Source organism: Kutzneria sp. NPDC052558, assembly GCF_044547355.1.
Lineage (GTDB): Bacteria > Actinomycetota > Actinomycetes > Mycobacteriales > Pseudonocardiaceae > Kutzneria.
Genome location: NZ_JBIUAG010000011.1, coordinates 1 through 23,518, shown reverse-complemented (window position 1 = coordinate 23,518; position 23,518 = coordinate 1). Strand labels below are relative to the sequence as shown.

Sequence of the window (23,518 nt, the reverse complement as noted above, 5' to 3'; positions counted from 1 at the left end):
ACGGTGGCTGAGCAGGCGCTTCGGGCCGAACTACTGGGCCCGGTGCTCGTGCGGCGCGGCGGCGAGGAGCTGCGTCTGGGCGCGCCGCGGCAGCGGGTGCTGTTCTCGGTGCTGGCCTCCCGCGCCGGCCGGGCGGTGTCCCGTGAGGACCTCATCAACGCGATCTGGGGCCATGAGGCCCCGACCTCGGCCGACGGCAGCATCTACACCTACGTCTCCGGCCTGCGCCGGGCCATGGAGCCCGATCGCGGCAGCCGTGCCGCCTCGTCGGTGCTGCTGTCCGAGGGGCCGGGCTACCTGCTTCGGGTCGACGCCGTCGATCTGCACGAGTTCGACGCCCTCAAGCGGCAAGCCGAGCGGGCCTCGGAATCCGACGATCAGGCGGCGGCGGTCGAGGCCGCGGACCAGGCTCTGGCGCTGTGGCACGGCGAACCGCTGTCCGGCCTGCCCGGCCCGTGGGCGGCCAGCCTGCGCGACCGCCTGCTGTCCGACCGGCTCGACCTGCTGGAGATCCGGGCCGCCGCCGGGCTGGCCGGCGGCCAGCACGCGGAGCTGGTGGCCGAGCTGACCGCGCTGGTCCGGGAGAACCCGCTGCACGAAGGCCTGCGAGGGCTGCTGATGACCGCCCTGTACCGGGTCGGCCGGCAGGCCGACGCGGTGGAGCAGTTCCGGGCGGCGTCCCGGGTGCTGGCCGAGGAGCTCGGCACCCAGCCGGGGCCCGAGCTGGCCGAGATCCACCAGCAGATCCTCACCAACGACCCGGCGCTGGCCGCGCCCGACGCGCCCGCGCCGGCCCGGGTTCCCCGCCGCGCGGCCTGGTGGGCCGCCCGGCCTCGGCCCCGGGCCCGGACGTTCGTCGCCCGTGACCACGAGCTGTCGGCATTGCGGGCGGCCGTGCAGGACGTGGCGGCGGGCCGGGGCGGCGTGCTGCTGGTCGAGGGCGAGCCCGGCATCGGCAAGTCGGAGCTGCTGACCACCGGCATGGCCGGCTGCGAGGACGAGGGCGTGCAGCTGGTGTGGGGCGCCGGCGACGAGCTGGCCAGTCGCTTCCCGTTGCGGCTGATGCTGGATTGCCTTGGCGTGGAAGCGGATTCGCCGGATCCGGCGCGGGCCCGGGTGGCCGAGATGATGCGGCAGGCCCAATCCAGCCGGGATCCGCTTGGTGGCGGCGATCCGACGCTGGCCGTGGTCAACGAGCTCGTCGCGATCGTGCAGGAGATGTGCGCCGAGGGGCCGCTGGCGCTGGTGGCCGACGACATCCAGTGGGCCGACGAGGCCAGCCTGCTGGTGTTCAGCCGGCTGGCGCTGGAAACCACGGAACTGCCGCTGCTGCTCGTCGGCGCGCTGCGGCCGGTGCCGCGGACCCCGGTGCTCGACGGCGTGCGCGAGGTCGTGGCCCGGCAGGGCGGCGCGGTGCTGCAACTGGCCCCGCTGGCCGAGCCCGAGGTGGCCGAGATGCTGACCGGCATCGTCGGCGGCGTGCCGGGGGCCGGGCTGCTGGGCCTGGCCGACCGCGCCGCCGGAAATCCCCTGTACGTCGGCGAACTGGCGGAAGCTTTACTGCGAGACCGTCATATAGCTGTGTCCGCCGGGCACGCCGAGGTGTCGACCGGGGACGACGTGTCGGTGCCGACCTCGCTGTCGTCGGCCTTGACCCACCGGCTGGGCTTTCTGTCCTCCACGACCGCGGAAGTGTTGCGGCGCGCGGCCTTGCTCGGCAACGACTTTGTGGTCGCCGACCTGTCGGTCATCCTCGGCCGGCCGGCCGGGCAGCTGCGGCCGGCGCTGGAGGAAGCCGCCTCGGCGAAAGTGCTGCTGGCCAACGGTGATCGCTACGGCTTCCGGCACGCCCTGATCCGCCAGGCCCTCTACGACGCGACCTCGCCGACCGTGCGCACCGTGCTGCACCGGCAGGCCGCCGAGCGGCTGGACCGGGCCGGCGCGTCGATGGAAACCGTTGCGCGCCAGCTGGTCGCGGCCCCGGTGGCGGTCGACTCGTGGGTCATCGACTGGATGCTCCGGCACGGCGAGCGCGTCGCCCACCGGGCCCCGGACATCGGCCTGGACCTGCTGCGCAAGGTCGTCACCAGTTGCGAGCAGGACGATCCCCGGCACATCGAGCTGACCGCCGCGCTGGCCCGCGTGCTGTACTGGCGCGGCGAGCTGCCCGAGGACGAGGTCCGCTCCGTGCTGGCGCTGACCCGGGATCCCGACCTGGCCGGCGAGATGCAGTGGATCCGTTCCGTGGTGCACTATCGCCGCGGCCAGGAGGTCCGATCCGTTGCCGCGCTTCGGGAAGCGGTCGACGCGCCCGAGGTTTCCCCGGTGTGGCAGGCCCGTTGCCAGGCCCTGCTGTCCGTCCGGGAAGGCATGGGGCTGGGCGACATGGACCTGGCCAAGACCACCGCGGCGGCGGCCATCGCCCGGGGCGAGCGGGCCGGCGACGGCTTCGCCGTGGCATATGCCCTGCAGGCGCTGTGGTTGTTCCAGTCCATCGCCCGCGACCACGCCCAGGCCTTGCGGTACGTGGACGAGGCCTTGGCCGTCGTGGCCGAGGATCCCGGGCTCGCGCACCTGCACCTGAGCCTGCTCGACAACCGGGTGTTCAGCCTCCAGAACCTGGACCGGCTCGACCAGGCCGACCAGGCGCTGGCCTCGGTGCGCGGCCTGGTGCACCGGTTCCAGCTGCCCGGCGGCCTGCCGATGTCCACCGCCGTCAACCACTACTGGACCGGTCGCTGGAGCGAGGCCCTGGTCGAGCTGTCGGTGCTCACCCAGACCGGGCCGGAGCTGGCTTTCCTGGGGCTGCGGGAAAGCAGCCCGCTGCTGCTGCTCTCGCACGGCGTGGCCGCGCTGATCGCCGCCCTGCGGGACGACGGCGCCGAGGTGTCGGCCCATCTCGCCGCCGCCGACGAGCTGCCCATGCTCACCAGCGCCGACCGGGAGAACTGCGACTTCCTGCTGATGGCCGAGGCCCAGGCGGCGGAGCGGGACGGCCGGGTCGACGCCGCCCTGATCGCGCTGGAGCCGGTGCTGGATCCCCGCTACGCGCCGATGATGCTGCGCCACCAGTGGCTGCCGGACGTGGTGCGGCTGGCGTTGCAGGCCGGGGACGACGGAATCGTCAAGCGGGCCTTGGAGATCTGCGAGGGCGAGGCCCAGCGGGAGGTCGTGCCGGCTCGGGCCGCCGCCGCGCTGCTGCGCTGCCGTGGCCTGGCGACCGGGGACTGGGCGTTGGTGCAGCAAGCCGTGGCCCACTATCGCAAGGTCGGCCGTACGGTCGAGCTGGCCCAATCCCTGGAGGATCTGGCCGTTCTGTTGTCCCACAACGGTAGTCGTCCCCAGGGCGAGGCCGCCCTGGCCGAGGCGGTGCGCCGCTACGAGGCCGTGGGCGCGGCCTGGCCGGCGCGGCGGGCAGCGGCCCGATTCGGCGGCAATGCGCCGGGAAGCTCGGAGCAGCGTGACGTAGGCTGACTCGGCATGGGGGCACTGGTTCGTAGCACCGACTTCCGCCTGTTGTGGGCGGCCGCGTCGACTTCCCTGCTGGGGGACGGAATTCGCACCGCGGCGCTGCCGCTGCTGGCCGCGTCGCTGTCGCCGACGCCGGCCGCCGTGGGCATCGTGACCTTCGCCGGAACCGTGCCGATCGTGCTGTTCTCGCTGTTCGGCGGGGCGCTGGCCGACCGGCACGATCGCCGGAACCTGATGTGGCGCATCGATCTCGCCCGCGGACTCGTGGTCGCCGCCTTCGCCGTTTGGGTCCTGACGACCACGCCGCCGTTGTGGGGCCTGGCCGCGATGACGTTCCTGCTGGGCAGCGCGGGCGCGGTGTTCGACAACGCCTCCGCGTCGTTCATCGCCGATCTCGTCGAGCCCGACCAGCTGCCCCAGGCCAACGGCCGCCTCCAGGCCGGCCAGCTGGTCAGCTTCCAATTCCTCGGCCCGCCGGTCGGGGCCGCGTTGTTCGCCGTCTCCGCCGGCGCGCCGCTGGTGGTCGACGCGGTCACCTTCATTGCCGCCGCCGGCCTGGTTTTCGCCATCCGCGCCCGGCACGCCCCGGTCCGTTCCGCCGTGACGACGACGATCCGCGCCGACATCGCCGAAGGCGTGCGGTGGCTGTGGCGGCACAAGGGCCTGCGCCTGCTGGCTTTGGAGCTGGGCCTGGCCAACCTCACGCTCCAGATGGGCACCACCGTGCTGGTGCTGCTCATCGTCAACGTCCTGCACGGTCCCGCGGCGGTCTACGGCGTCGTCCTCGCCGCCGGCGCGGCCGGCGGCCTGCTCGGCAGCTTCGCCGCCGGCTGGGTCCGGCGCAGCCTGAGCCTCGGCCCGGGGCTCGCCCTGTCCATCGGCGTGGTCGCCGCCGCCCTGCTGCTGGTGGGCTTCGCCTGGTCGGCGCCGGTGGTCGGTGTCGGCTACGCCCTCGGCGGCTTCGGGATCATGCTCTGGAACGTGCAGGTGGTGGTGATCCGCCAGCGGCTCGTGCCGCGCGAGCTGATGGGCCGGGTCACGAGCGCCTATCGGCTGATCGGGTGGGGCGGCGGGCCGGTCGGGGCGGCGCTGGGCGGCATTCTCGGCACCGCGCTGGGCGTCCGCGCGCCGCTGGTGATCGGCGGCCTGGTGTTGGCTGCGTCACTGCTGCTGGCACCAGGACTGGCCGCGCTAGAAGGAACGTAAACGGAAACATCACGCCCAGGCAACGATTGAACCGCCGTCACCGAGGAAAACCTTGGTAATCCCATTCACGTGTGAACCGAAAACCGCCGCGGAGCGGTCATGCTGAACGAAGATGACGACAAGGATCGTGACCGGGGGGTCGAGCGACAGACGGGAGCCGTGATGGGTCGGACACTGGGCGTGGTCACCGAGACCGCCGCCGGCGAGACGCGGGTGGCGGCCACGCCGGCGACCGTGCGCCAACTGGCCGCCCTCGGCTACGAGGTGCTCGTCGAGTCGGGGGCCGGGATCGCCGCGAGCTTCCGGGACGAGGCGTACGCGCAGGCCGGGGCCCGGATCGCCGACCGCGGCGAGGCCTGGGCGGCCGATGTCGTGATCAAGGTGAACCCGCCGACCGAGCCCGAGATCGAGTCGCTGCACGACGGCGCCACCCTGATCGGCATGATCGGCCCGGCATTACGGCCTGAATTGGTCCAGACCCTGTCCGAGCGGCCGATCACCGTGCTGGCCATGGACGCCGTGCCCCGCATCTCCCGGGCCCAGGCGCTGGACGTGCTCAGCTCCATGGCCAACATCGCCGGCTACCGGGCCGTGATCGAGGCCGCCAACGTCTTCGGCCGGTTCTTCACCGGCCAGGTCACCGCCGCCGGCAAAGTGCCGCCGGCCAAGGTCCTTGTCGCCGGGGCCGGTGTCGCCGGGCTGGCCGCCATCGCCACCGCCAACAGCCTCGGCGCGGTCGTGCGGGCCACCGACCCGCGGGCCGAGGTCGCCGAACAGGTGAAGTCGCTCGGCGGCGAATTCCTCGCGGTGAACGTGGAGCAGGAGGCCAGCACCGACGGCTACGCCAAGGCCACTTCGGAGGCGTACGACCGGCGGGCGGCCGAGATCTACTCGGAACAGGCCCGGGACGTCGACATCGTCATCACCACCGCGCTCATCCCCGGCCGGCCCGCGCCGCGACTGCTGACCCGGGAGCAGGTGGCCAGCATGAAGTCCGGCAGCGTGATCGTCGACATGGCCGCCGCGCAGGGCGGCAACGTCGAGGGCAGCGTGGCCGGCGAGGCCGTCGTCACCGACAACGGGGTGACCATCATCGGCTACACCGACCTGGCCGGCCGGCTGCCGACCCAGGCCTCGCAGCTGTACGGCACCAACGTGGTCAACCTGCTCAAGCTGCTGACGCCGGGCAAGGACGGCGAAGTGGTGCTGGACTTCGAGGACGTGGTGATCCGCGGCATGACCGTGGTCCGCGAGGGCGAGACCACCTGGCCGCCGCCCAAGATCAGCGTCAGCGCCGCGCCGGCCCCGCAGGTCTCGAAAACCCCTGAGCCACAACAAGAGAAGCAGCAGCCGGGCCGGGCCCGGCACGTCGTGGTGGCCGCCGCCGCGCTGGCCCTGTTCCTGCTGGTCGGCTTCTCCCCCAACGAGTTGATCGGTCACCTGACCGTGTTCGCGCTGTCCGTGGTGATCGGCTTCTACGTGATCGGCAACGTGCACCACGCCCTGCACACGCCGCTGATGTCGGTCACCAACGCCATCTCCGGCATCGTCGTCGTCGGCGCCCTGCTCCAGATCGGCCACAGCAACGTGGTCGTCACCGTGCTGTCCGCGGCCGCCGTGCTGCTGGCCAGCATCAACATCTTCGGCGGATTCGCCGTCACCCGGCGCATGCTCAGCATGTTCACGAGGAGCTGACCCATGACCGTGGCCACGGCGGCTCAGGCCGCGTATCTCGTCGCAGCACTGCTTTTTGTGCTCAGCCTGGCCGGGCTGAGCAAGCACGAGACCTCCCGCAACGGGGTGCTGTTCGGCATCACCGGCATGGCCCTGGCCCTGGTCGCCACCATTGTGTTGGCGCTACAGGGAATGGCCGTCACCGGCATCGTGCTGCTGGTGGTGGCCATGGCCGCCGGCGGCGGCATCGGCCTGTGGCGGGCCCGGGTGGTCGAGATGACCGGCATGCCGGAACTCATCGCCCTGCTGCACAGTTTTGTCGGTCTGGCGGCGGTTCTGGTCGGCTGGAACGGCTACCTCGACGGCGACGCCGGCGACCTGCCCGGCATCCACCATGCCGAGGTGTGCATCGGCGTGTTCATCGGGGCGGTCACCTTCACCGGCTCCATCGTGGCGTTCCTCAAGCTCTCCGCCCGCATCAAGTCCGCGCCCATGACCCTGCCCGGCCGCCACTTCCTCAACCTCGGCGCCATCGTGGCATTCTTCGTGCTGACGGTCCTCTTCGTCATCACCCCAAGCCTGCCCGTGCTGGCCGCCGTGACGGTTGTTGCTTTGCTGCTGGGCTGGCACCTCGTCGCCTCCATCGGCGGCGGCGACATGCCGGTGGTGGTGTCCATGCTCAACAGCTACTCCGGCTGGGCCGCCGCCGCGTCAGGATTCTTGCTGGACAACGACTTGCTCATCGTCACCGGGGCGCTGGTCGGCTCATCCGGCGCGTACCTGTCGTACATCATGTGCAAGGCCATGAACCGCTCGTTCATTTCGGTGATCGCCGGCGGCTTCGGCGTCGAAGCCGGCACCTTCACCGCCATCGACGGCGAACACCGCGAGATCAGCCCCGACGACACCGCGGAACTGTTGCGCGAAGCCGAATCCGTGATCATCACCCCCGGCTACGGCATGGCCGTGGCCCAGGCCCAGTACCCGGTGGCCGACCTCACCCGCAAGCTGCGGGAACGCGGCGTCGACGTGCGGTTCGGCATCCACCCCGTGGCCGGCCGGCTGCCCGGGCACATGAACGTGCTGCTGGCCGAAGCCAAAGTCCCCTACGACATCGTCCTGGAAATGGACGAGATCAACGACGACTTCCCCCAGACCTCGGTCGTCCTGGTGATCGGCGCCAACGACACCGTCAACCCCGCCGCCGACGACCCCGGCTCCCCCATCGCCGGCATGCCCGTGCTGCACGTGTGGGAAGCCCAGAACGTCATCGTGTTCAAACGCTCCATGGCTGTTGGCTATGCCGGGGTGCAGAACCCGTTGTTCTTCAAGGACAACAGCAAGATGCTTTTTGGGGACGCCAAGCAGCGGGTGGAGGACATCGTCCGGGCGCTGTAGGGGTTGGGTTTGGGGGTTTGGGGTTCGGGTTTGGGGTTCAGGGTTCGGGGTTCGAGGTTCGGGGTTTGAGGTTCGGGGTTTGGGGTTCGGGTTCGAGGTTCGGGGTTTGAGGTTCGGGGTTTGGGGTTCGGGGTTCGGGTTCGGGGTTCGGGTTCGGGGTTCGGGTTCGGGGTTCGGGTTCGGGGTTCGGGTTCGGGGTTGGGGGGTTTCGGGTTTGAGGTGGGCCCACCCGTTGCCGTTTGGGTGGTTGGCTTTTGGTCCCCACCCACCCCCACACAACCAACTCCGCCACGGGCCAAATCCGGCGATCCCTTCCTCCACGCCAAACTTCCCCTCGCCGAACACACTCTCGCTGTCACTGAACCGTCCACCGCGCAGACCTCGGTTGCCGCGAGTGAAGCGGGGGGTGGGGTCCGTGGCGCGGTGGCAGGGGGGTGGGGGGTGCGGTTTACAGAGGGCTTGGGACGTGGGAGGGGGCGCGGCTTTCCTTGTTCGGTTGCCGTTTAAGGGTGGCGCTTTTCAAGATTGGAAAGCGCTTTCCTGAAGGAATCTTCAGGGTGGACACGATCGGGTAGTCCTTGTCTGGTAAGGGGATTGGTCTCTGGGGAGTGGTAAGATGGGGGTATGTCAGCGAACCCGGAATTGCCAGTCGACGCCGAGAGGTGGCGGCTGAGCGATGGAGCGCTGCGCAGTGACGGGAAGAGGCGGGAGCGGCGGCGTAGGGCCGACTACCTGGGGCAGGTCGAGGATGTGCGGGAGTTGTGGAACCGCACCAACCGAACCAAGGACGATCGGGCGGCGCTGGTCGCGGATCTGACGGTGGACTGGGAGATCACGCGGGGTGAGGCCCGGGAGCTGGTGCGGCACGCGGAGTTGTTTCAGCGGGAGGCGGTCCGGGAGGTGGCGGCCGAGGCGTTGCTGAGCAGGCAGCATCTGGTCGTCATGGACAAGACGCTCGCCGAGGCGCCGGAGCCGGACCGGGAGAAGGTCGAGGCGGCGCTGGTGCGATACGCGGCGACGCTCGACCTCGGCCAGTTCAAGGACGTCGCCCAGCGGATCTTGGTGTTGCTGGACCAGGACGGGAAAGCGCCTGATGACCGGGAGTCGGCCCAGCCCAAGCGGACGTTGACCATCCGCAAGCGCCGCAACGGCGGGGACATCGACGGGTTCCTCGACCTGGAGAGCCTGGCGTTGCTGGAGGCGTTGATCAGCCCGTTGGCCAAGCCGACATCGGCTGAGGACCCGCGCACGACCGCCGAGCGGCAGGGCGACGCGCTGGTGGAGATCCTCGAGCTGGCGGCCGGCTGCAAGGACCTGCCCGAGGAGGGCGGGGAGAAGCCGCACATCGCCCTCACCATGTCGTGGACGGACTTTCAGGAGCAGCGGGGCACTGCCGAGCTGGCGGGCATGGGGCCGCTCAACGCGGCCTCGGTGCGCAGGATCGCCTGTGACAGCACGATCCTGCGGGTGGTGCTGGGGGCCAGGTCCGAGGTGCTGGACATCGGACGGGCCAGCCGGACAATCCCCAACGCGATACGCAGAGCGTTGATCATCCGGGACAAGGGGTGCGCGTTTCCGGGATGTGGAAGGAAACCTCGGCAATGCCATGCGCATCATGTGGTGGAATGGGCTGACGGGGGGCCGACCAGTCTGGACAATCTGGTGTTGCTGTGCAGCGCCTGTCATCGACTGGTCCACCACAGCGACTGGACGGTGGAGATCAACGAGGGGCTGCCCGTGTTCAGCGACGGACACGGGCGGTGGCGGAAGGCGGGCTGAGGCTAGCGGGCCCAGCTGGCGGTCCAGTTGACGGTGAGGTGGCGGCGGAGCTCGGGGAGGGCGGGGTGAGGGTGGTCGGCGCGCCAGAACGGCGCGAGGCCGTGAAGATGGCGGCCATGGGTAGGGATTTCGGATATCTGTGGGCGGCGTACGCGGCCAGCGCGGTGGGCACCTGGTTCGCGTTCGACGCCTTTCCACTGGTGGCGATCCTGGTGCTGCACAGCACACCGGCGGAAGTCTCGCTGCTGGCGGCGGCGGGACTGACCGTGGGGGCGCTGGTGGCGGTGCCGCTGGGGCCATGGGTGGAGTTCCGGCCAAAAAGGCCGGTCATGGTGGGGGCGGACCTGCTGCGGTTCCTGGCGCTGCTGACGCTGCCGGCGGCATATCTGGTGGGAGGACTGACCTTTGGCCAGCTCGTGGTGGTGTCGGTGGTGGCGGCGGCGGCCGACATCGTGTTCACGGCGGCCAGCGGGGCGTTCCTGAAGTCGTTGGTGGCCAAGGAACATCTGCTCCAGGCCAACGGGCGGTTCGAGGCCACGAACTGGGCGGCCGTCGCGGTCGGGCCACCGCTGGGCGGGCTGGCGATCGGGGCGTTCGGGCCGATGACGACGATCGCGGCCAACGCGGTGAGCTTTCTGGTGTCGGCGCTGGGGATTGGGGCCATTCGCGGCCGAGAGCCGAAGCCGGAGCGGGCGGCGCGAATCAGCCTCAACGAGATCCTCGACGGGTGGCGGCACATCCTGCGGCATCCGGTGCTGCGGCCGCTGTTCCTGAACTCGGGACTGTTCAACGGTTTGCTGATGGCCACGGCCCCGCTGCTGGCGGTGCTGATGCTCGGCGACCTGGGCTTCACGCCATGGCAGTACGGCCTGGCGTTCGGCCTGCCGAGCCTGGGCGGCCTGATCGGCGCACGCCTGGCCCGGCCGCTGGTGGCGCGGTTCGGCCAACGGCGGGTGCTGCTGACCAGCAGCGTGATCCGGGTGCTTTGGGTGCCAGGGCTGGCCTTTGTCGGACCGGGGCTGCCCGGCCTGCTGCTGGTGATCGCCCTCGAACTCGGCATCATCACGTCGTGCAGCGTCTACGCCCCGGTGTCGGCGACCGCCCGGCTGGAGCACTCGACGCCGGACACGGTGGCCCGGGTCCTGTCGGCCTGGTCCGTCACGACCAAGGTCAGCACGGCCGCGATGACCGCCGGATGGGGCCTGCTGGCCGCGCTGATCGGACCGCGAGAGGCGATCGCCGCCGCGGGCGGCCTGATCCTGCTCACGCCGCTGGCGATGATCGGCCGTCAGAGCACCCGCGTGGCGTACGGCATGATCTCGCCCCAGCGCACCGGAACGACCCGCACATAGGAACCCGAGTACGGGGCCTCGATCATGCGGCCGCCGCCGATATACATGGTCACATGGTGGATGTTGCTGGGATTGCCGTAGAACAGCATGTCGCCGGGGGCCATCTGGGACAGCGGCACGTGCCGGCCGGCGTAGTACTGGTACCCGCTGTAGTGCGGCAAGTAGACGCCGACGCCGGCGAAGGCGTAGACCATCAGACCCGAGCAGTCGAAGCCGATCTTGTTGAAGTCGCCGAAGTAGTCGGCGTCGCCGCCGCCGTCGCTGATGCCCCGGCTGGGGCCGCTGGGCGTGCCGCCGCCCCAGGCATACGGCATGCCCAGCTCGGCCATGGCCCGGGCGATCACGGCGGCGGCGCGGCCGGGGGCGGACACCGACACCGAGGCCGGCGGCGGGGCGGGGCGCTGCGGGGCCGGCCGGGACGCGGCCGCGGCGGCGGCAGCAGCCGCGGCCGCCGCCTCCTCCTTCTTCTTCTCGGCTTCCCAGTCGTCGTAGCGCTGGCGCTGCGACTGGAGATCGCTGACGTTGGCCTGGGCCGCCGACAGCTGGTTCTCCATGTCCGACTTGGCCGACTGGAGCTGCTTCTCCTGATCGGCCTCCTGCTGCCGGGCGGCCACGGCGGCGGCCATCGCGGCGTCCACCTTGCGCTTGGCCGCGTCGGCCTCGCCCTGCTTCTGCTTGGCCACCTCGAGGGACTTACGCGCCGACGAGTCCTTGTTGGCCCGGTCCACGTCGGCCCGCTGGGCCACGTCCATGGCCTTGAGCTCGGACTCGCTGACGGCGTTGAGCATCTGCACCCGGGCCAGCAGGTTGCCCGGGCTGGTCGCGTCGAACAGGGCCGAGAAGCCGCCGACGGCGCTGCCCTGCGAGAAACTGGCCGCCGCGAACTCGTCCAGCCGCTTGCGGGCGTCGTCCATCGACCTGGCCGCCGCGTCGGCCTCCACCTTGGCCGCCGAGGCCTCGTCCTGGGCCTGCTGGGCCGCCGCCTGCGCGGTCTCCAGATCGACCCGGGCCTTGTTGACCTCCTCCATCCGGGCCTCGACCTGGTCCTGGAGGTCCGACAGTCGGGCGTCGGCGGCCGCCAGCTGGTTGGTCAGGTCGCCGACCTTGGCCGCCTTGTCCCTGACCTGGTCCTTGCCCGCGTTGATGTCCGAGTCCGACGGGTTGCCCGGCGGCGGGGGCGCCGCCGCCCCGGGCGCGGCCGCTCCCACCAGGACGGCCAGCACCACCGTGGCCACCACGGATGTTCGCACCACCGCACACCTCCTCACGGGATGAGCCGTTCGGAGCAGCAGCGTTGGACTGAACGGCGTCAACCGGGCACGAGATCACTGTGCCACTCGTGCCCCACCAACGCCACAAATCCCGTGCAAAACTCACCCATCATCAGCCACTTGTGTCACACGAACGGCCCAATGCCTCAGAGGTTGCGCAGCCGCGGCCACAGCGCGGACCACGGCTCGTCCCGGCCGACCAGCAGGGTGATGGGCGCTCCCTCGTAGATGTTGTCCACGCCCTGCCTGTTGTCCACGGTGGCCACCTGGGTGGCCTTGGCGAAGTGCTGGCGCATGGTCGTGTCGGTGTCGAAGGCGGAATTCACGTACAGCACGTTGGTAGCGCTTTCCGGCGGCACGCCGAAGTACCAGAAGCCGCGGTTGGGGCTGTAGACCGCGGGCAGGCCGCGCGACGGCCCGTAGAGGGAGATCGCGCTGGCCACCCAGTAGGAGTCGCCGACGATGGCGGTGTGCCGCCGCACGTCCGCGGGCAGCGCGCGATAGGCGGCGGCGATGTCGTCGGTCACCTCCGGCCAGCCGACGCTCTCGACGTCGAGGGCGTCCACGGAGTCGTCGACGCCGCGCAGCGATCGCGGCTCGACCGGCAACGTCTGCGCCAGCATCACGACCGACAGCGCGGCGGCCGGCCACGCGACCCACGGCACCCAACGACGGCGTGGGCCGTCCAGGCCGACGGCGCCCAACGCCCACAGCACGGGCAGGATGCCGGCGGCGTAGTACGGCCGGCCGGCCATCACGATGAACACGACGATCAGCGCCACCGCGACGATGGCGAGAAACCTGAACTGGGGCAGGCGAATCGCCCGCCACAGGCCGTACAGACCGAGCGGCACGCCGATGACCCCGACGGTCCCGCCGAACGCGAGCAGGAACCCGCCCGCGTTGCCGCTGCCGCCGTTCTCCTGCTCGAGGGCGACCTCGTGCACCATGTCGACCTGGGGCCAGCCGTGGCCGGCCTGCCACAGCAGCGACGGCATCGCGGTCAGCACGGCGATGCCGGCGCCGAGCCACAGCAGCCGGCTGCGGAAGATGTCCCGGGGCCCGACGAACAGGATCGCGACGCCAGCCAGCACCCAGAAGGACACCACCAGGTACTTGGACTGAAGGTCGACGGCGGTGACCAGGCCGGCCCACAGCAGCAGCCGGTCCTCCCGCAGCCGCAACCACCGCACCAGCAGCCAGGTGATGACCGTCCAGCCGAACAGGTCGACGCTGGTGGTGGCGAGCAGATGGCCGCCGACGTCGACCACCGGCGCCAGGGCGTAGGCGGCCGCGGTGATGACCTGGGCCCGGCGCCGGCCGCCAAGCTCCCGGGCGGTCAGCGCGGCCACCACGACGCCGGCGACCGTGGCCAGAATTGCGGGAATCCGCAGCACGGCGACGTTTCCCGGCGCGATCGTGTCGGCGATCAGTGACAGGAAAGGCACCAGCGGCGGCTGGTCGACATAACCGAAGTCCAGATGACGTCCGGCGGCGACGAAATAGAGCTCGTCGCCGAAGTAGCCGTAGCGACCGCTGATCGCCAGCAGCACGACGCCCAGCGCGCCGGCGATGATCGTGACCGGCAGCACGGCGAAAGCCGCCGTCGCCGTCCTCGTCTCGGCGACGGACGTGTCCGCCGCTCTTCCATCTGATAACAGCACAGACCGCTCCCCGTTGTTCGCACTTCCGGCGGGAGCATGCGGCGTAACCGGTTCGGCGCAGGAGGAATGGGCACGGGCGACTGGGGAAAACACTGATGTCGCCGAGGGCGTTCAGGAAAGGCGAGCACCCCCGAGGTCAACCATGCCTATAGCTGAGCCCAACAAGACGTAAAATAGACAGGATCGACCGAAAATGCGAATACACCGAAAGTATCAGCACACACCAGCGTTCGGCGCAGAACCCCCGCGAGCCGCGCTCTCCACCAGACCGGATGCCGGCCTGAGGCCGGCATTCGGTCTGTCCCTGAGCGCGACTCGCCGGGGGTGGGGTCAGTTGACCTTGCGGGTGTGGGCGGACCAGTAGGGCTCGCGGAGCTTGTACTTCTGGATTTTGCCGGTGGCGGTGCGGGGAATGGACTCGCGGAACTCGACCGAGGTGGGGGCCTTGTAGCCGGCCAGCCGCTGCTTGCAGTGGGCGATCAGCCCGGCCTCGTCCACCGAGGCCCCCTCGGCCACCACGACCAGGGCCTTGATCGTCTCGCCCCACTTCTCGTCCGGCACGCCGATGACCGCGACCTCGGCCACCGCCGGGTGGCTGAACAGGCAGTCCTCGACCTCGATGGACGACACGTTCTCGCCGCCGGTGATGATCACGTCCTTGCGGCGGTCGGAGATGACGAGATACCCCTCCTCGTCGATGGAGCCGCCGTCGCCGGTGTGGAACCAGCCGCCCTCCAGCGCGTCGGCGGTGGCCTCGGGGTTCTCCCAGTAGCCCTCCAGCACGACGTTGGACCGGGCCAGCACCTCGCCGCTGTCGGAGATGGCGATCCGCGCGCCCAGCGCCGCGCCGCCGGCTCGGGACAGCTTGGCCGCGCGCTCCAGCGGCGGCAGGTCGAGGTCCTGCGGGCGGGTCCGGTTGAACGTGAGCAGCGGGGAGGTCTCGGTCAGGCCGTAGATCTGGAGGAACTCCCAGCCCAGTTCGTCCTGCACGCGGGCGATGGTCCGGGTCGGCGGCGGCGCGCCCGCGCACACGATGCGCACCTTGTCCCGACCGGGGATCTCGCCGGTCCAGGTCTGGGCGGCGTCCAGCACGGCGTTCCACACCGCCGGCGCCCCGCACATCAGAGTCACGCCGTGCTCGTCGACCCGGCGCAGGATCTCGGCCCCGTCGACCTTGCGCAGCACGATGTGCCGCGCGCCGACGCCGGTCAGCCCGTAGGGCATGCCCCAGCCGTTGCAGTGGAACATGGGCAGGGTGTGCATGTAGACGTCGCGTTCCCACGCCCGGGTGTGCATGGCGAAGGTGACGGCGTTGGTCCAGATGTTGCGGTGGGTCAGCTGCACGCCCTTGGGCCGCGCGGTGGTGCCGGAGGTGTAGTTGATCGTCGCGGTGGCGTCCTCGTCCGGCGCCGACCACGGCCGCGGCTCGGTGTCGAAGCGCAGCAGCTGCTCGGTCTCGGCCCCGAGCACGAACCGGCGTCGCGCGGTGACGGCCTTGAGCGACTCGTCCAGCTCCGGGTCGACCAGCAGCACGGACGCGCCGCTGTGCTCGACGATGTAGGCGATCTCGTCGGCCCGCAGCCGGAAGTTGACCGGCACGCAGATCCGGCCGCTGGTCGGCACGGCGTGCAGCAGTTCCATCAGCCGCGCGGAGTTGTGGCTGACGACGGCGACCCGCTCGCCCTCGCCGACGCCCAGCGCGTCCAGGCCGGCCTGCCAGGCGCGGACCCGCCCGGCGAGCTCGCGGTAGGTGGTGGTGGCGACGGGATCGGCCGGCTGGGCCGGCTCGTCCACGATCGCGACGCTGTCGGCGAGGACCGTCTCAGCACGGTCCAGGAAGTCACTGACGGTGAGTGGGACCCGCATCACTGCACCCTATCTACCAAGTGGCGGGATCGCCCCATGTCGACAGCCGACCCGTGGGCTCGATCGTTTCAGCGGCCACCAGCTCGGGCAGCGCCTCGGTCAGCGGGGCCCGCACCACGGCGTCGGCGATCTCGTCGTACGGGGTCGGCTCGGCGTTGGCGATCAGCACCCGGGCCCCGGCCCGCGCGGCCATCCCGACCAGCCCGGCGGCCGGGTGCACGGTCAGCGAGGTGCCGGCGGCCAGGAACAGGTCGCAGTCCAGGGCCGCCCGCTGGGCCCGCCGCAGCACGTCGGGGTCGAGCTCCTGGCCGAAGGAAATGGTGGCCGACTTGATGATCCCGCCGCACACGCGGCACGGCGGATCGGCCTCGCCGTGCGCGACCCGGTCCAGCGCCTCGGCCATCGGCCGGCGATCGCCGCAGCTCAGGCATTCGGTCTCGGTCAGCGACCCGTGCAGCTCGACGACCAGGTCGGCCGAGGAGCCGGCCCGCTGGTGCAGGCCGTCGATGTTCTGCGTCAGCAACGACCGCAGCCGCCCGGAGTGTTCGAGGTCGACCAGCGCCCGGTGGGCCGCGTTGGGTTCGGCGGTCCAGGCCGGATGCACGGCCCGGCTGCGCCAAGCCCGTTGCCGCACCTCGGGATCGGCGAGGTAGTCCTGCAACGAGGACAGCCGCTGGGCCTCGGGATCCTTGGTCCACACGCCGTTCGGGCCGCGGAAGTCGGGGATGCCGGACGCGGTCGACACCCCGGCCCCAGTCAGCACGGTGATCCGCCGCGAACCGCCGACCAGCCGCATCGCCTCCCGCATGCCTTCCTGGTTACGCCACCAGCCGGCCCTTGTCCAGCCGGAGCCGCCGGTCGGCCACCGCGTGCACACGGGGATCGTGCGTCGCGGCGATCACTGCCGTGCCCCGGTCGGCCACCCGACGCAGCACCCCCAGCACCACTTCGGCGCTGACGTGGTCGACGTGCGCGGTCGGCTCGTCGACCAGCAGCACGGCCGGTTCCACCACGATCGCCCGGGCCAGCGCCGCGCGCTGCTGCTGCCCGTAGGACACCTCGTTCGGGTACCGGTCGGCGAGATCGCCGATGCCGAGCTCAGTGAGCACGGCCAGGCTGCGCGACCTGGCCTCCGCGGATCCGGTGAGCAGCAACGGCAACGCCGTGTTCTCGGCCAGGGTCAGCTCGCCGGCCAACCCGAGGGCCTGCGGCAGCACGGCGCAGTGCTGCCAGCTCGGCGCGCCGTCCAGCTCGACGTCCCCGATCAGCACACGGCCGACATCGGGACGGTCGAACCCGCACAGGATGGACAGCAGCGCGCTCTTGCCGGAGCCGGACGGCCCGCCGATGGTGACGAACTCCCCCGGCGCGACGGCGAGATCCACCCCACGCAGCACCTCGACCTGCCGGAAGGACCGGCCGATCCCGTTGGCTACCAGGGCCATCACGCCACCCGCCCAGAATCCACTCGACCAGAATCCACTCGACCAGAACTCATCCGCACCACGCGGTCGGCCAACGACGTCAGCCGGTCGTCATGGGACGCCACGGCGACCGGAACTCCCCGTTCCACCAACACTTTCAACGACTCCAACACCAACCCGGCCGACGTGTCGTCCAGCTGCGAGGTCGGCTCGTCGGCCAGCACCACCTTGGGCTCCCGGGCCAGGGCGCAGCACAGCGCCAGCCGCTGCTGCTGGCCGCCGGACAGCGCCGGCACCCGGTAGTCGCCCATGCCCGTCAGGCCCACGACATCCAGCAGGCCGGGGTCGATCTTGCGCCCAGCACTCTGCGCCGCGGCGATCACGTTCTGCGTGGCGGTCAGCTCCGGCAGCAGATTCTCCAGCGGGCTCTGGAACATCAGCGCGATCGTCTTGCGCCGCAACGCCCGCAGCTCACGGTGGGACCGCCCGCTGACCGCCTCGCCGCCGAGCTCGACCACGCCCCGGGTCGGCCGCTCCACCAGGGCCAGCACCCGCAGCAAGGTCGACTTGCCGGAGCCGGACGGCCCGGCGAACACGGTGATGCCCTCGTCCGGCACTGACACCGTCACGTCGTCGATCGCCGTCACCGCGCCGGCGGGCGTCGGGTAGTCGACGCCGACTCCTTGGGCGACAAGGACATCAGCCACGAATGAGCTCCCCGACTCGGGCCGTGCGCACGCCGCGCACCGCGATCCACCCCGCCACCGCCACGACGGCCAGCCCGGCCGCCACCGCGATCACCACAAACGTAGCCGAATCCGGCAGTGTCACGAGCGGCCGCAGCCACGGCGCGGGATCCAGCCGGGCCGCCGAGACCGCCACCGTCGCCAGCCCGACCGTCACCCCGGCCAGCAGCACCGCCCCGGCCACGGCCCCGAACTCCAGCAGGTGGCTGACGATGAGCGTGGCCGGCCGCAGCCCCATCCGCGTCGCCAGCGCGCCGGACAGGGCCGTCTGCTTGCGCCGCGCGCCGACGGCCAGCAGCAGCGAGGCCGCGGCGATCACGGCCAGCAGCGCACCCACCGATTCGATGTAGCCGAAGGTCCAGGACACCGTGTAGAAGGGCAGCGCGTCCAGGGCCATCGCGGCCGTCTGGTACCCGATGTGGTCGATGTGCGCCGCCGCCAACTGCCCGAGCACGGTGTCGGCATCCTGCCCGGACCACAGGAAGAAGGAGTTGATCTCCGCCGCGCTGGTGTTGTCCGACCGTGCCGCCACGTAGCCGACATTGCCCGGCATGCCCGGGAAGTACGGCAGCTTGCCGATGGTGTGCAGCGGCGCGAACCCCGGCACGGACACGGATCCCGTTGGCGCGCCGCCGATGGCGATCGCCGCGCCGTGGCCGAGTCGACCGACCAGGCCCAGCATTTCCGCGCGTCGGTCGGGATCCACCCACGCGCCGTCGGCGAAGGTCGCCGGGTCGACCGCGACCATGTTGCTCACGCCCTTGTCGACCACGCCGACCACGGTGGCATGACCGTCCATAGTGGACGGTAACGAGGCGCTGCTCTGGCCGAAGGTGGTGGAGATCTGCACGGAGGTGACAGCCCCCAACAGATTGCCGGACTTGCTGGCCAACGCGTTCTGCTCGGCCCGGTTCACGCTGTCGCCGACCGCCAGCGTGCCGACGGCCAGCACCCCCACCAGCACCACGCCGGTCGCCGCCGTGCTGGCCGCCGCCAGCCGCCGCACAGCCAGCTGCACCGACGGCAGCTTCCACACGCTCAACCGGTGCGACCAGGCCAGCAGCAGCCGGCCGAGCCGGGCCGCGATGCCGGCGATCACCACGACCACCAGCACCGGGAACGCCAGCGCGAAGGCGTCGACCGGCACCGTCACCACGCCGGCTTTGGGGGTCGCGGCCGTGAGCCGTAGCCAGGAGAACACCGCGGCGACCGCGACCGGCAGCTCGAACGGGATCAGCTTGAGCACCCGCGGCATCCGCCGGCGGGCCCGGGCCTGGAACATGCGGTGCGTGCGCAGGGCCGCAGTCAGGGTCACGACCGCGACCGCCGCCACCACGGCGCCCAACACCACCAGGGCGGCCCACGTCGTCGTGCCCGGATCCAGCGCGGCAACCGGGGCGTACCAAGGCAAAGCCGCCCGCGCGACCACCAGCCCGGCGATCGCGCCGACCAGCAGCGGCCCACCGAGTTCGAGCAACCCCTTGGCCCCCAAGGCCATCGGCGAACTGCCCCGAGCCCACAGCAGCCGCAGCACCGTCTGGCGGCGCTGGCACCACTGCGCGGCGATCGCCGCCACGCCGACCAGACCGACCAGCAGGCTGATCGCGGTCAGCGGCAACACGAACGCGATCACGTTGGCCTGGGCCTTCTCCGCCTCGGCCAGGGCCGACGCGAACGGCAGCCGCACCGGCGCGTAGGCGGTCAATCCGTCGGCGGCGAACTTCGCCCGCAGCGCGTCGGCCAGGCGTGCGCTGCGCGCCGCCAGATCCCGGGCCTCGGCCAGCGTCTTCGGGATCGCCACCGGGAACCGCACCGATGTGTCCAACGGCCGGCCGATCTTGACGACGTCGTCGAGCGTCGGCAGGAAGGCGGTGGTCGAGCTGGCGCCGTCGGCGGCCTGAAGGTTGTAGAAGACGGTGGCGACCTCGCTGCACCAGAAGTCCGGCACCGGCTCCTGGATGTCGGAGTAGATCGCCGTCACCGGCGGCAGCGCCGGGCTGAGCGGGCCGAGGCCGATGTGCGCGTCCTGGGCCGGACTCCGGGCCAGCCACAGGCCGTTCGGCGCGCCGCCCTGGACCACGCGCAGGTTGCCGGTCGCGTCGTCGCGGAAGCCGAACCGCAGCCAGGGCGTGGCGCGGTCGCCGAGGTTGGGATGGAACGTCCGGGTGTACGCGCCGACCAACGTCTGCGGGAATCCCTGCTGCGCCGCGACTTCCCGGGCATCCTGCGCCACTTTGGCGACCAGCGGCGCGGGGGTGGCGATGCCGTTGACCGCCACCGCCAGCGACTGCGGGCACGACCGGCCGACCTGGTAACTCAGCGCGGCGTTGCCGGTGCTCACCGTGCTCAACACGGCCGATGCGGCGACAAAAGCCAGAAGCAGGCCGGTCACCGTCGCCACCACGACGGAACTTCCACTGCTCAGGCCGGTGCGAGCGGACGTCCGCCACGGCAACTGCATTGGCGGAGATTAACCTCGGCGGTCCCGATTCCGGGCAGGATTCCACGAACTGCCGACGAACCGGGGCCGAAAAGGCAGAAACGCCGTGGCGCTTCCTGCCCCGACAGGAAGCGCCACGGACTTGTTCCCCCTCTTGCTGCTCACCCGCCCCGGGCCCCGAACCTCGAAGCGGGTGGCCTCTCCCCCCGGCTCTAGACCGCCAGCCGGTCGCGCTCCTCCTGGCGACGCTGGCGCTGCTCGACGGGATAGAAGTCGTCCATGAAGCGGGTGTTGTCGCGGCTGCGGCGGACCCGCCGGGAGAGCTCGTCGCCGCCGGTCTGCTGCCGGCCGGCCGCGCGCACCTCCTGCCAGCCGTAGATGACCGCCAGCACGGCCGCCGCCATGACCATGGCCAGCGCGACCGCGGCCACGCCCTCGACGTGCAGCTGGGTCAGCAGCACCACGGCGGCCCACAGCTGCACCGCCGTGAAGAAGACGGTCAGGACGACTCGGGCGAAGACTCGGTTGTAGGGTCGGCGCTCCTCGTGCAGCGTGCTCATCTCTGGTCCCCTCCTCCACCGGCCGATCCGGCCGGTAAGACAGTTGTAGACCCCTCTGACGTGGAGTTCTGCGTCACATGACACAGAACGGAACTTCACGAGGAAATTTCGCCGTGCACTTGCACGCCGGACACCCGCGGTTCGCCGGCCCGCCGCCACGTCGGGCCCGTGGCTCGCCGGCCGCTGTGGTTCCCTGTCCCGGTGACCGACGACCGACCCGAACCCCCGCTGCGCGGCGACGAACGCGAGACGCTGCGCGCCTTCCTCGACTTCCACCGCGCCACCCTGGCCATGAAGTGCGAGGGCCTGTCCGACGAGCAGCTCCGCCGTCAGGCCAGCCCGCCCTCGACGCTGTCGCTGCTGGGACTGGTGCGGCACATGACCGAGGTCGAGCGGACCTGGTTCCGCAAGCTGATCAAGGGCGAGCCGGTCGGGCTGGTCTACTCGGACAGCCACGACTACCAGGTGGCCTACGACGCCGCCACGGCCACCCGCGACGAGGCCTTCGCCGCCTGGGAATCCGAGGTGGAGGAATCGCGGCGAATCGAGCGGGCGGCCGAGTCGCTCGATGTCACCGCGTATCAGCCGCGCTGGGAGGAATGGGTCTCCCTGCGGCTGGTCATGCACCACATGATTCACGAGTACGCCCGCCACAACGGGCACGCGGATCTGATCCGGGAGGCCGTCGACGGCACAACTGGGGCCTGACCTGCGAAAACCCTAGCGGACCAGCTCCCGCAGCCGTTCGATCCGGTGAATGACGAACTGGCCGCGGCCGGTGGTGATGGTTCCCTCCTCGCGCAGTTCCCGCAGCACCCTGGCCATCGATTCCCGGGACGTCGACGCCGTTTCCGCCAACTCCTGCTGCGTGAACGGCGAGGCGATGTGCACGCCGCCCACCCCCGGCCTGCCCAACCGGGTGGCCAGGTCCAGCAGCAGCGTCACCACCCGCTGCATGGTGCTGCCCCCGCCGTACTCGGCCCGCTGCTGGTCGGTCTCGCGCAGCCGCCGCGCGATGACCTCCAGCAGCGACCAGGCGATCCGGGGATGCGCGTCGCACAGCCCCTGCAACCGCACCGCGGGCAGCAGCAACACATCCACGGCGTCGATGGCGGTCATCGTCGCCGAGCGCGGCTCGCCGTCGATGGCCGACATCTCCCCCAGCACCTCGCCGGGCCCGCAGACGGCCAGCATCACGCCGTGCCCCGCGGCCGCGCCGGCGATGACCTTGATGTGCCCGGAGAGCACCACGTAGACCTGCTTGGTCTGCTCCCCCTGGCCGACGATCACCTCGCCCGCCGCGAACGTGCTGCGCGTCGACGCGGCAGCGAACGCGGCCTGCTCGGCCGGTGACAGCCGCCCCCAGAACGTGCCGGCCGGACCGGTCAGCGCGATCACCTCCCCTATGGTGTTCGGCAAGAGTAGTTGTTGGGAGGGCACGACACGGATGTCGCAGCGTCAGCCTTCGGTGTACCGCGCGATTCTCGTGGTCGACGTGGAGAGCTTCAGCGGTGGCCACCGCACGGAGGACCACCGCCGGATCGTCCGCACCGGCCTGCGCGACATGCTCGTCGCCACGCTCGGCGCCCTGGGGCACGACTACCAGGCCGGCTACCACAACGACACCGGCGACGGCGTGGTCGTGTTCATCCCGCCCGACATCCCGGAGAGCCAGCTGGTGCGGCGGCTGCCGGCCGCGCTGGAGGAGCTGCTGCGCGAACACAACAGCCGCTACGCCAACGGCGCGCAGATCCGCCTGCGGGTGGCGTTGCACCACGGTCAGGTGTTCTTCGACGAGGCCGGCGCGTCGGCGGCGGCGGTGATCCACGCCTGCCGGCTGGTGGACAGCCACCCGGTGCGGGACGCCCTCAAACGCGGCGAGGCGCCGCTGGCGCTGATCGTGTCGGACCACTTCTACCGGGAGGTCGTGCTCGGCGAGCCCGCCGCCGCCCCGGGCAGCTTCGCCGAGGTGCAGGTCAGTTCCAAGGAGACCGAGGCCGTCGGCTGGCTGCGTGGCGGCGTCGTCCAGGCCGTCGTCCCCAAGCCGGACCGGCTGCCGCTGGTGATCGAGGCCGACGACGGTGTGGTGCGGGTCGTGCCCGGCGGCGAACGGCTCGTCGGCCAACTGGTGCAGGCGATCCGCCAGTCCCCGACGCTGCTCGACGCCACCCGGTCCCGCTGGCCCCAGCACGAGCTGCACAGCTCCCCCGACGAGGCCCTGCACGCGCTGGCCGAGGCGTTCCTGAAGGTGCCGTCCATGGTGGACGACCTGGCCCGCCGGGACGTGGTCGAGGAGCTGCCGATGCAGATCCGCGTGTCCATCCCGCGCAGTCCCCGCGCCCGCACCGACGTGCGCGCGATCGTCCGCACGTGCATGACCCGCAACGGCGGCCTGGCCGCGCTGCTGACCGCCGTGCAGCGCATCGAGGGCGATGACAGCCTCGACGTCGACGCGCTGCACGGCGACGTGATCACGATCCTGGCGTCGCTGCTGGACCAGGATTCGTCATGAAGGTCCCATCCCGACGCCCCCCGCCACACCCCCTTGCGCTTGGAAGGGGGCTTTCCTCCACTCCGAGTGAAGGAAAGCCCCCTTCCAAGCGTCAAGGGCGTCGCATGGGGTCAGCGCCAGCTGGGGAGCCAGAGTTCGGCCTGCCACTGGGCGGA

The 23,518-nt window shown here is 71.1% G+C and carries 17 protein-coding genes; 8 read left to right on the top strand and 9 right to left on the bottom strand.

Annotated elements, in window-relative coordinates; genetic code table 11:
* Positions 1–3: 3 nt before the first annotated feature.
* The 6 genes from ACIG5F_RS20575 to ACIG5F_RS20550 all read left to right on the top strand — a co-directional run bounded on the left by ACIG5F_RS20575 (position 4) and on the right by ACIG5F_RS20550 (position 10,880).
* The gene (locus tag ACIG5F_RS20575; protein WP_396519635.1) at positions 4–3,474 is read left to right on the top strand and encodes a BTAD domain-containing putative transcriptional regulator; all 3,471 of its coding nucleotides are present in this window, start codon (positions 4–6) and stop codon (positions 3,472–3,474) included.
* A gap of 6 nt (positions 3,475–3,480) precedes the next feature.
* Complete coding sequence (locus ACIG5F_RS20570; RefSeq protein WP_396519633.1) at positions 3,481–4,677, top strand: MFS transporter; 1,197 nt, start codon at positions 3,481–3,483, stop codon at positions 4,675–4,677.
* 162 nt (positions 4,678–4,839) lie between these two features.
* Entirely contained in the window at positions 4,840–6,372 is a 1,533-nt protein-coding gene (locus ACIG5F_RS20565; protein ID WP_396519631.1) for a Re/Si-specific NAD(P)(+) transhydrogenase subunit alpha, read from the top strand.
* A gap of 3 nt (positions 6,373–6,375) precedes the next feature.
* Positions 6,376–7,749 (top strand): Re/Si-specific NAD(P)(+) transhydrogenase subunit beta, encoded by a 1,374-nt coding sequence (gene pntB / locus ACIG5F_RS20560; protein ID WP_396519629.1) that lies wholly within the window; start codon positions 6,376–6,378, stop codon positions 7,747–7,749.
* 624 nt (positions 7,750–8,373) lie between these two features.
* The gene (locus ACIG5F_RS20555) at positions 8,374–9,528 is read left to right on the top strand and encodes a DUF222 domain-containing protein (protein WP_396519628.1); all 1,155 of its coding nucleotides are present in this window, start codon (positions 8,374–8,376) and stop codon (positions 9,526–9,528) included.
* A gap of 116 nt (positions 9,529–9,644) precedes the next feature.
* A complete protein-coding gene (locus tag ACIG5F_RS20550; protein WP_396519626.1) occupies positions 9,645–10,880 on the top strand; it encodes an MFS transporter in 1,236 nt (411 codons plus the stop codon).
* On the opposite strand, the gene ACIG5F_RS20545 is transcribed toward ACIG5F_RS20550, so the two are convergent.
* The 8 genes from ACIG5F_RS20545 to ACIG5F_RS20510 form a co-directional block, all read right to left on the bottom strand.
* Positions 10,817–12,133, bottom strand: a complete 1,317-nt coding sequence (locus ACIG5F_RS20545) for an NlpC/P60 family protein (RefSeq protein ID WP_396519624.1) — start codon at positions 12,131–12,133, stop codon at positions 10,817–10,819. The genes ACIG5F_RS20550 and ACIG5F_RS20545 overlap by 64 nt on opposite strands.
* A 164-nt stretch (positions 12,134–12,297) precedes the next feature.
* Positions 12,298–13,815 carry an ArnT family glycosyltransferase gene (locus ACIG5F_RS20540; RefSeq protein WP_396519622.1) on the bottom strand — a complete coding sequence of 506 codons (1,518 nt, stop codon included), beginning with the start codon at positions 13,813–13,815 and terminating at the stop codon, positions 12,298–12,300.
* 330 nt (positions 13,816–14,145) lie between these two features.
* Entirely contained in the window at positions 14,146–15,681 is a 1,536-nt protein-coding gene (locus ACIG5F_RS20535) for an AMP-binding protein (protein WP_396519620.1), read from the bottom strand.
* A 13-nt stretch (positions 15,682–15,694) separates the two neighbouring features.
* Positions 15,695–16,489: an SIR2 family NAD-dependent protein deacylase gene (locus tag ACIG5F_RS20530; protein ID WP_396519618.1), complete on the bottom strand. Its 795-nt coding sequence runs from the start codon at positions 16,487–16,489 to the stop codon at positions 15,695–15,697.
* Positions 16,490–16,499: 10 nt separating this feature from the next.
* A complete protein-coding gene (locus ACIG5F_RS20525; protein ID WP_396519616.1) occupies positions 16,500–17,126 on the bottom strand; it encodes an ABC transporter ATP-binding protein in 627 nt (208 codons plus the stop codon).
* On the bottom strand, positions 17,126–17,812 hold the full coding sequence (locus ACIG5F_RS20520) for an ABC transporter ATP-binding protein (protein ID WP_396519614.1): 687 nt from the start codon (positions 17,810–17,812) through the stop codon (positions 17,126–17,128). Before ACIG5F_RS20520 ends, ACIG5F_RS20525 begins: the two co-directional genes overlap by 1 nt.
* Positions 17,805–20,312 carry a hypothetical protein gene (locus ACIG5F_RS20515; RefSeq protein ID WP_396519612.1) on the bottom strand — a complete coding sequence of 836 codons (2,508 nt, stop codon included), beginning with the start codon at positions 20,310–20,312 and terminating at the stop codon, positions 17,805–17,807. Before ACIG5F_RS20515 ends, ACIG5F_RS20520 begins: the two co-directional genes overlap by 8 nt.
* A 191-nt stretch (positions 20,313–20,503) precedes the next feature.
* On the bottom strand, positions 20,504–20,851 hold the full coding sequence (locus tag ACIG5F_RS20510) for a hypothetical protein (RefSeq protein WP_396519610.1): 348 nt from the start codon (positions 20,849–20,851) through the stop codon (positions 20,504–20,506).
* A gap of 201 nt (positions 20,852–21,052) precedes the next feature.
* On the opposite strand from ACIG5F_RS20510, the gene ACIG5F_RS20505 reads away from it, so the two are divergent.
* Positions 21,053–21,559 (top strand): DinB family protein, encoded by a 507-nt coding sequence (locus ACIG5F_RS20505; protein ID WP_396519608.1) that lies wholly within the window; start codon positions 21,053–21,055, stop codon positions 21,557–21,559.
* Positions 21,560–21,571: 12 nt separating this feature from the next.
* Here ACIG5F_RS20505 and ACIG5F_RS20500 read toward each other — a convergent pair whose 3' ends face one another.
* Positions 21,572–22,249, bottom strand: a complete 678-nt coding sequence (locus ACIG5F_RS20500; protein ID WP_396519606.1) for a Crp/Fnr family transcriptional regulator — start codon at positions 22,247–22,249, stop codon at positions 21,572–21,574.
* 49 nt (positions 22,250–22,298) lie between these two features.
* Between ACIG5F_RS20500 and ACIG5F_RS20495 the strand changes: the two genes are divergently transcribed.
* Complete coding sequence (locus tag ACIG5F_RS20495) at positions 22,299–23,363, top strand: hypothetical protein (RefSeq protein WP_396519604.1); 1,065 nt, start codon at positions 22,299–22,301, stop codon at positions 23,361–23,363.
* Positions 23,364–23,518: the final 155 nt, after the last annotated feature.

Coding starts and splice junctions, on each gene's coding strand:
- ACIG5F_RS20495 (WP_396519604.1), top strand. CDS start 22,299: ATGTCGCAGCGTCAGCCTTCGGTGTACCGCGCGATTCTCGTGGTCGAC.
- ACIG5F_RS20550 (WP_396519626.1), top strand. CDS start 9,645: ATGGGTAGGGATTTCGGATATCTGTGGGCGGCGTACGCGGCCAGCGCG.
- ACIG5F_RS20555 (WP_396519628.1), top strand. CDS start 8,374: ATGTCAGCGAACCCGGAATTGCCAGTCGACGCCGAGAGGTGGCGGCTG.
- ACIG5F_RS20565 (WP_396519631.1), top strand. CDS start 4,840: ATGGGTCGGACACTGGGCGTGGTCACCGAGACCGCCGCCGGCGAGACG.
- ACIG5F_RS20530 (WP_396519618.1), bottom strand. CDS start 16,489: ATGCGGGAGGCGATGCGGCTGGTCGGCGGTTCGCGGCGGATCACCGTG.
- ACIG5F_RS20535 (WP_396519620.1), bottom strand. CDS start 15,681: ATGCGGGTCCCACTCACCGTCAGTGACTTCCTGGACCGTGCTGAGACG.
- pntB (WP_396519629.1), top strand. CDS start 6,376: ATGACCGTGGCCACGGCGGCTCAGGCCGCGTATCTCGTCGCAGCACTG.
- ACIG5F_RS20570 (WP_396519633.1), top strand. CDS start 3,481: ATGGGGGCACTGGTTCGTAGCACCGACTTCCGCCTGTTGTGGGCGGCC.
- ACIG5F_RS20525 (WP_396519616.1), bottom strand. CDS start 17,126: ATGGCCCTGGTAGCCAACGGGATCGGCCGGTCCTTCCGGCAGGTCGAG.
- ACIG5F_RS20515 (WP_396519612.1), bottom strand. CDS start 20,312: ATGCAGTTGCCGTGGCGGACGTCCGCTCGCACCGGCCTGAGCAGTGGA.
- ACIG5F_RS20510 (WP_396519610.1), bottom strand. CDS start 20,851: ATGAGCACGCTGCACGAGGAGCGCCGACCCTACAACCGAGTCTTCGCC.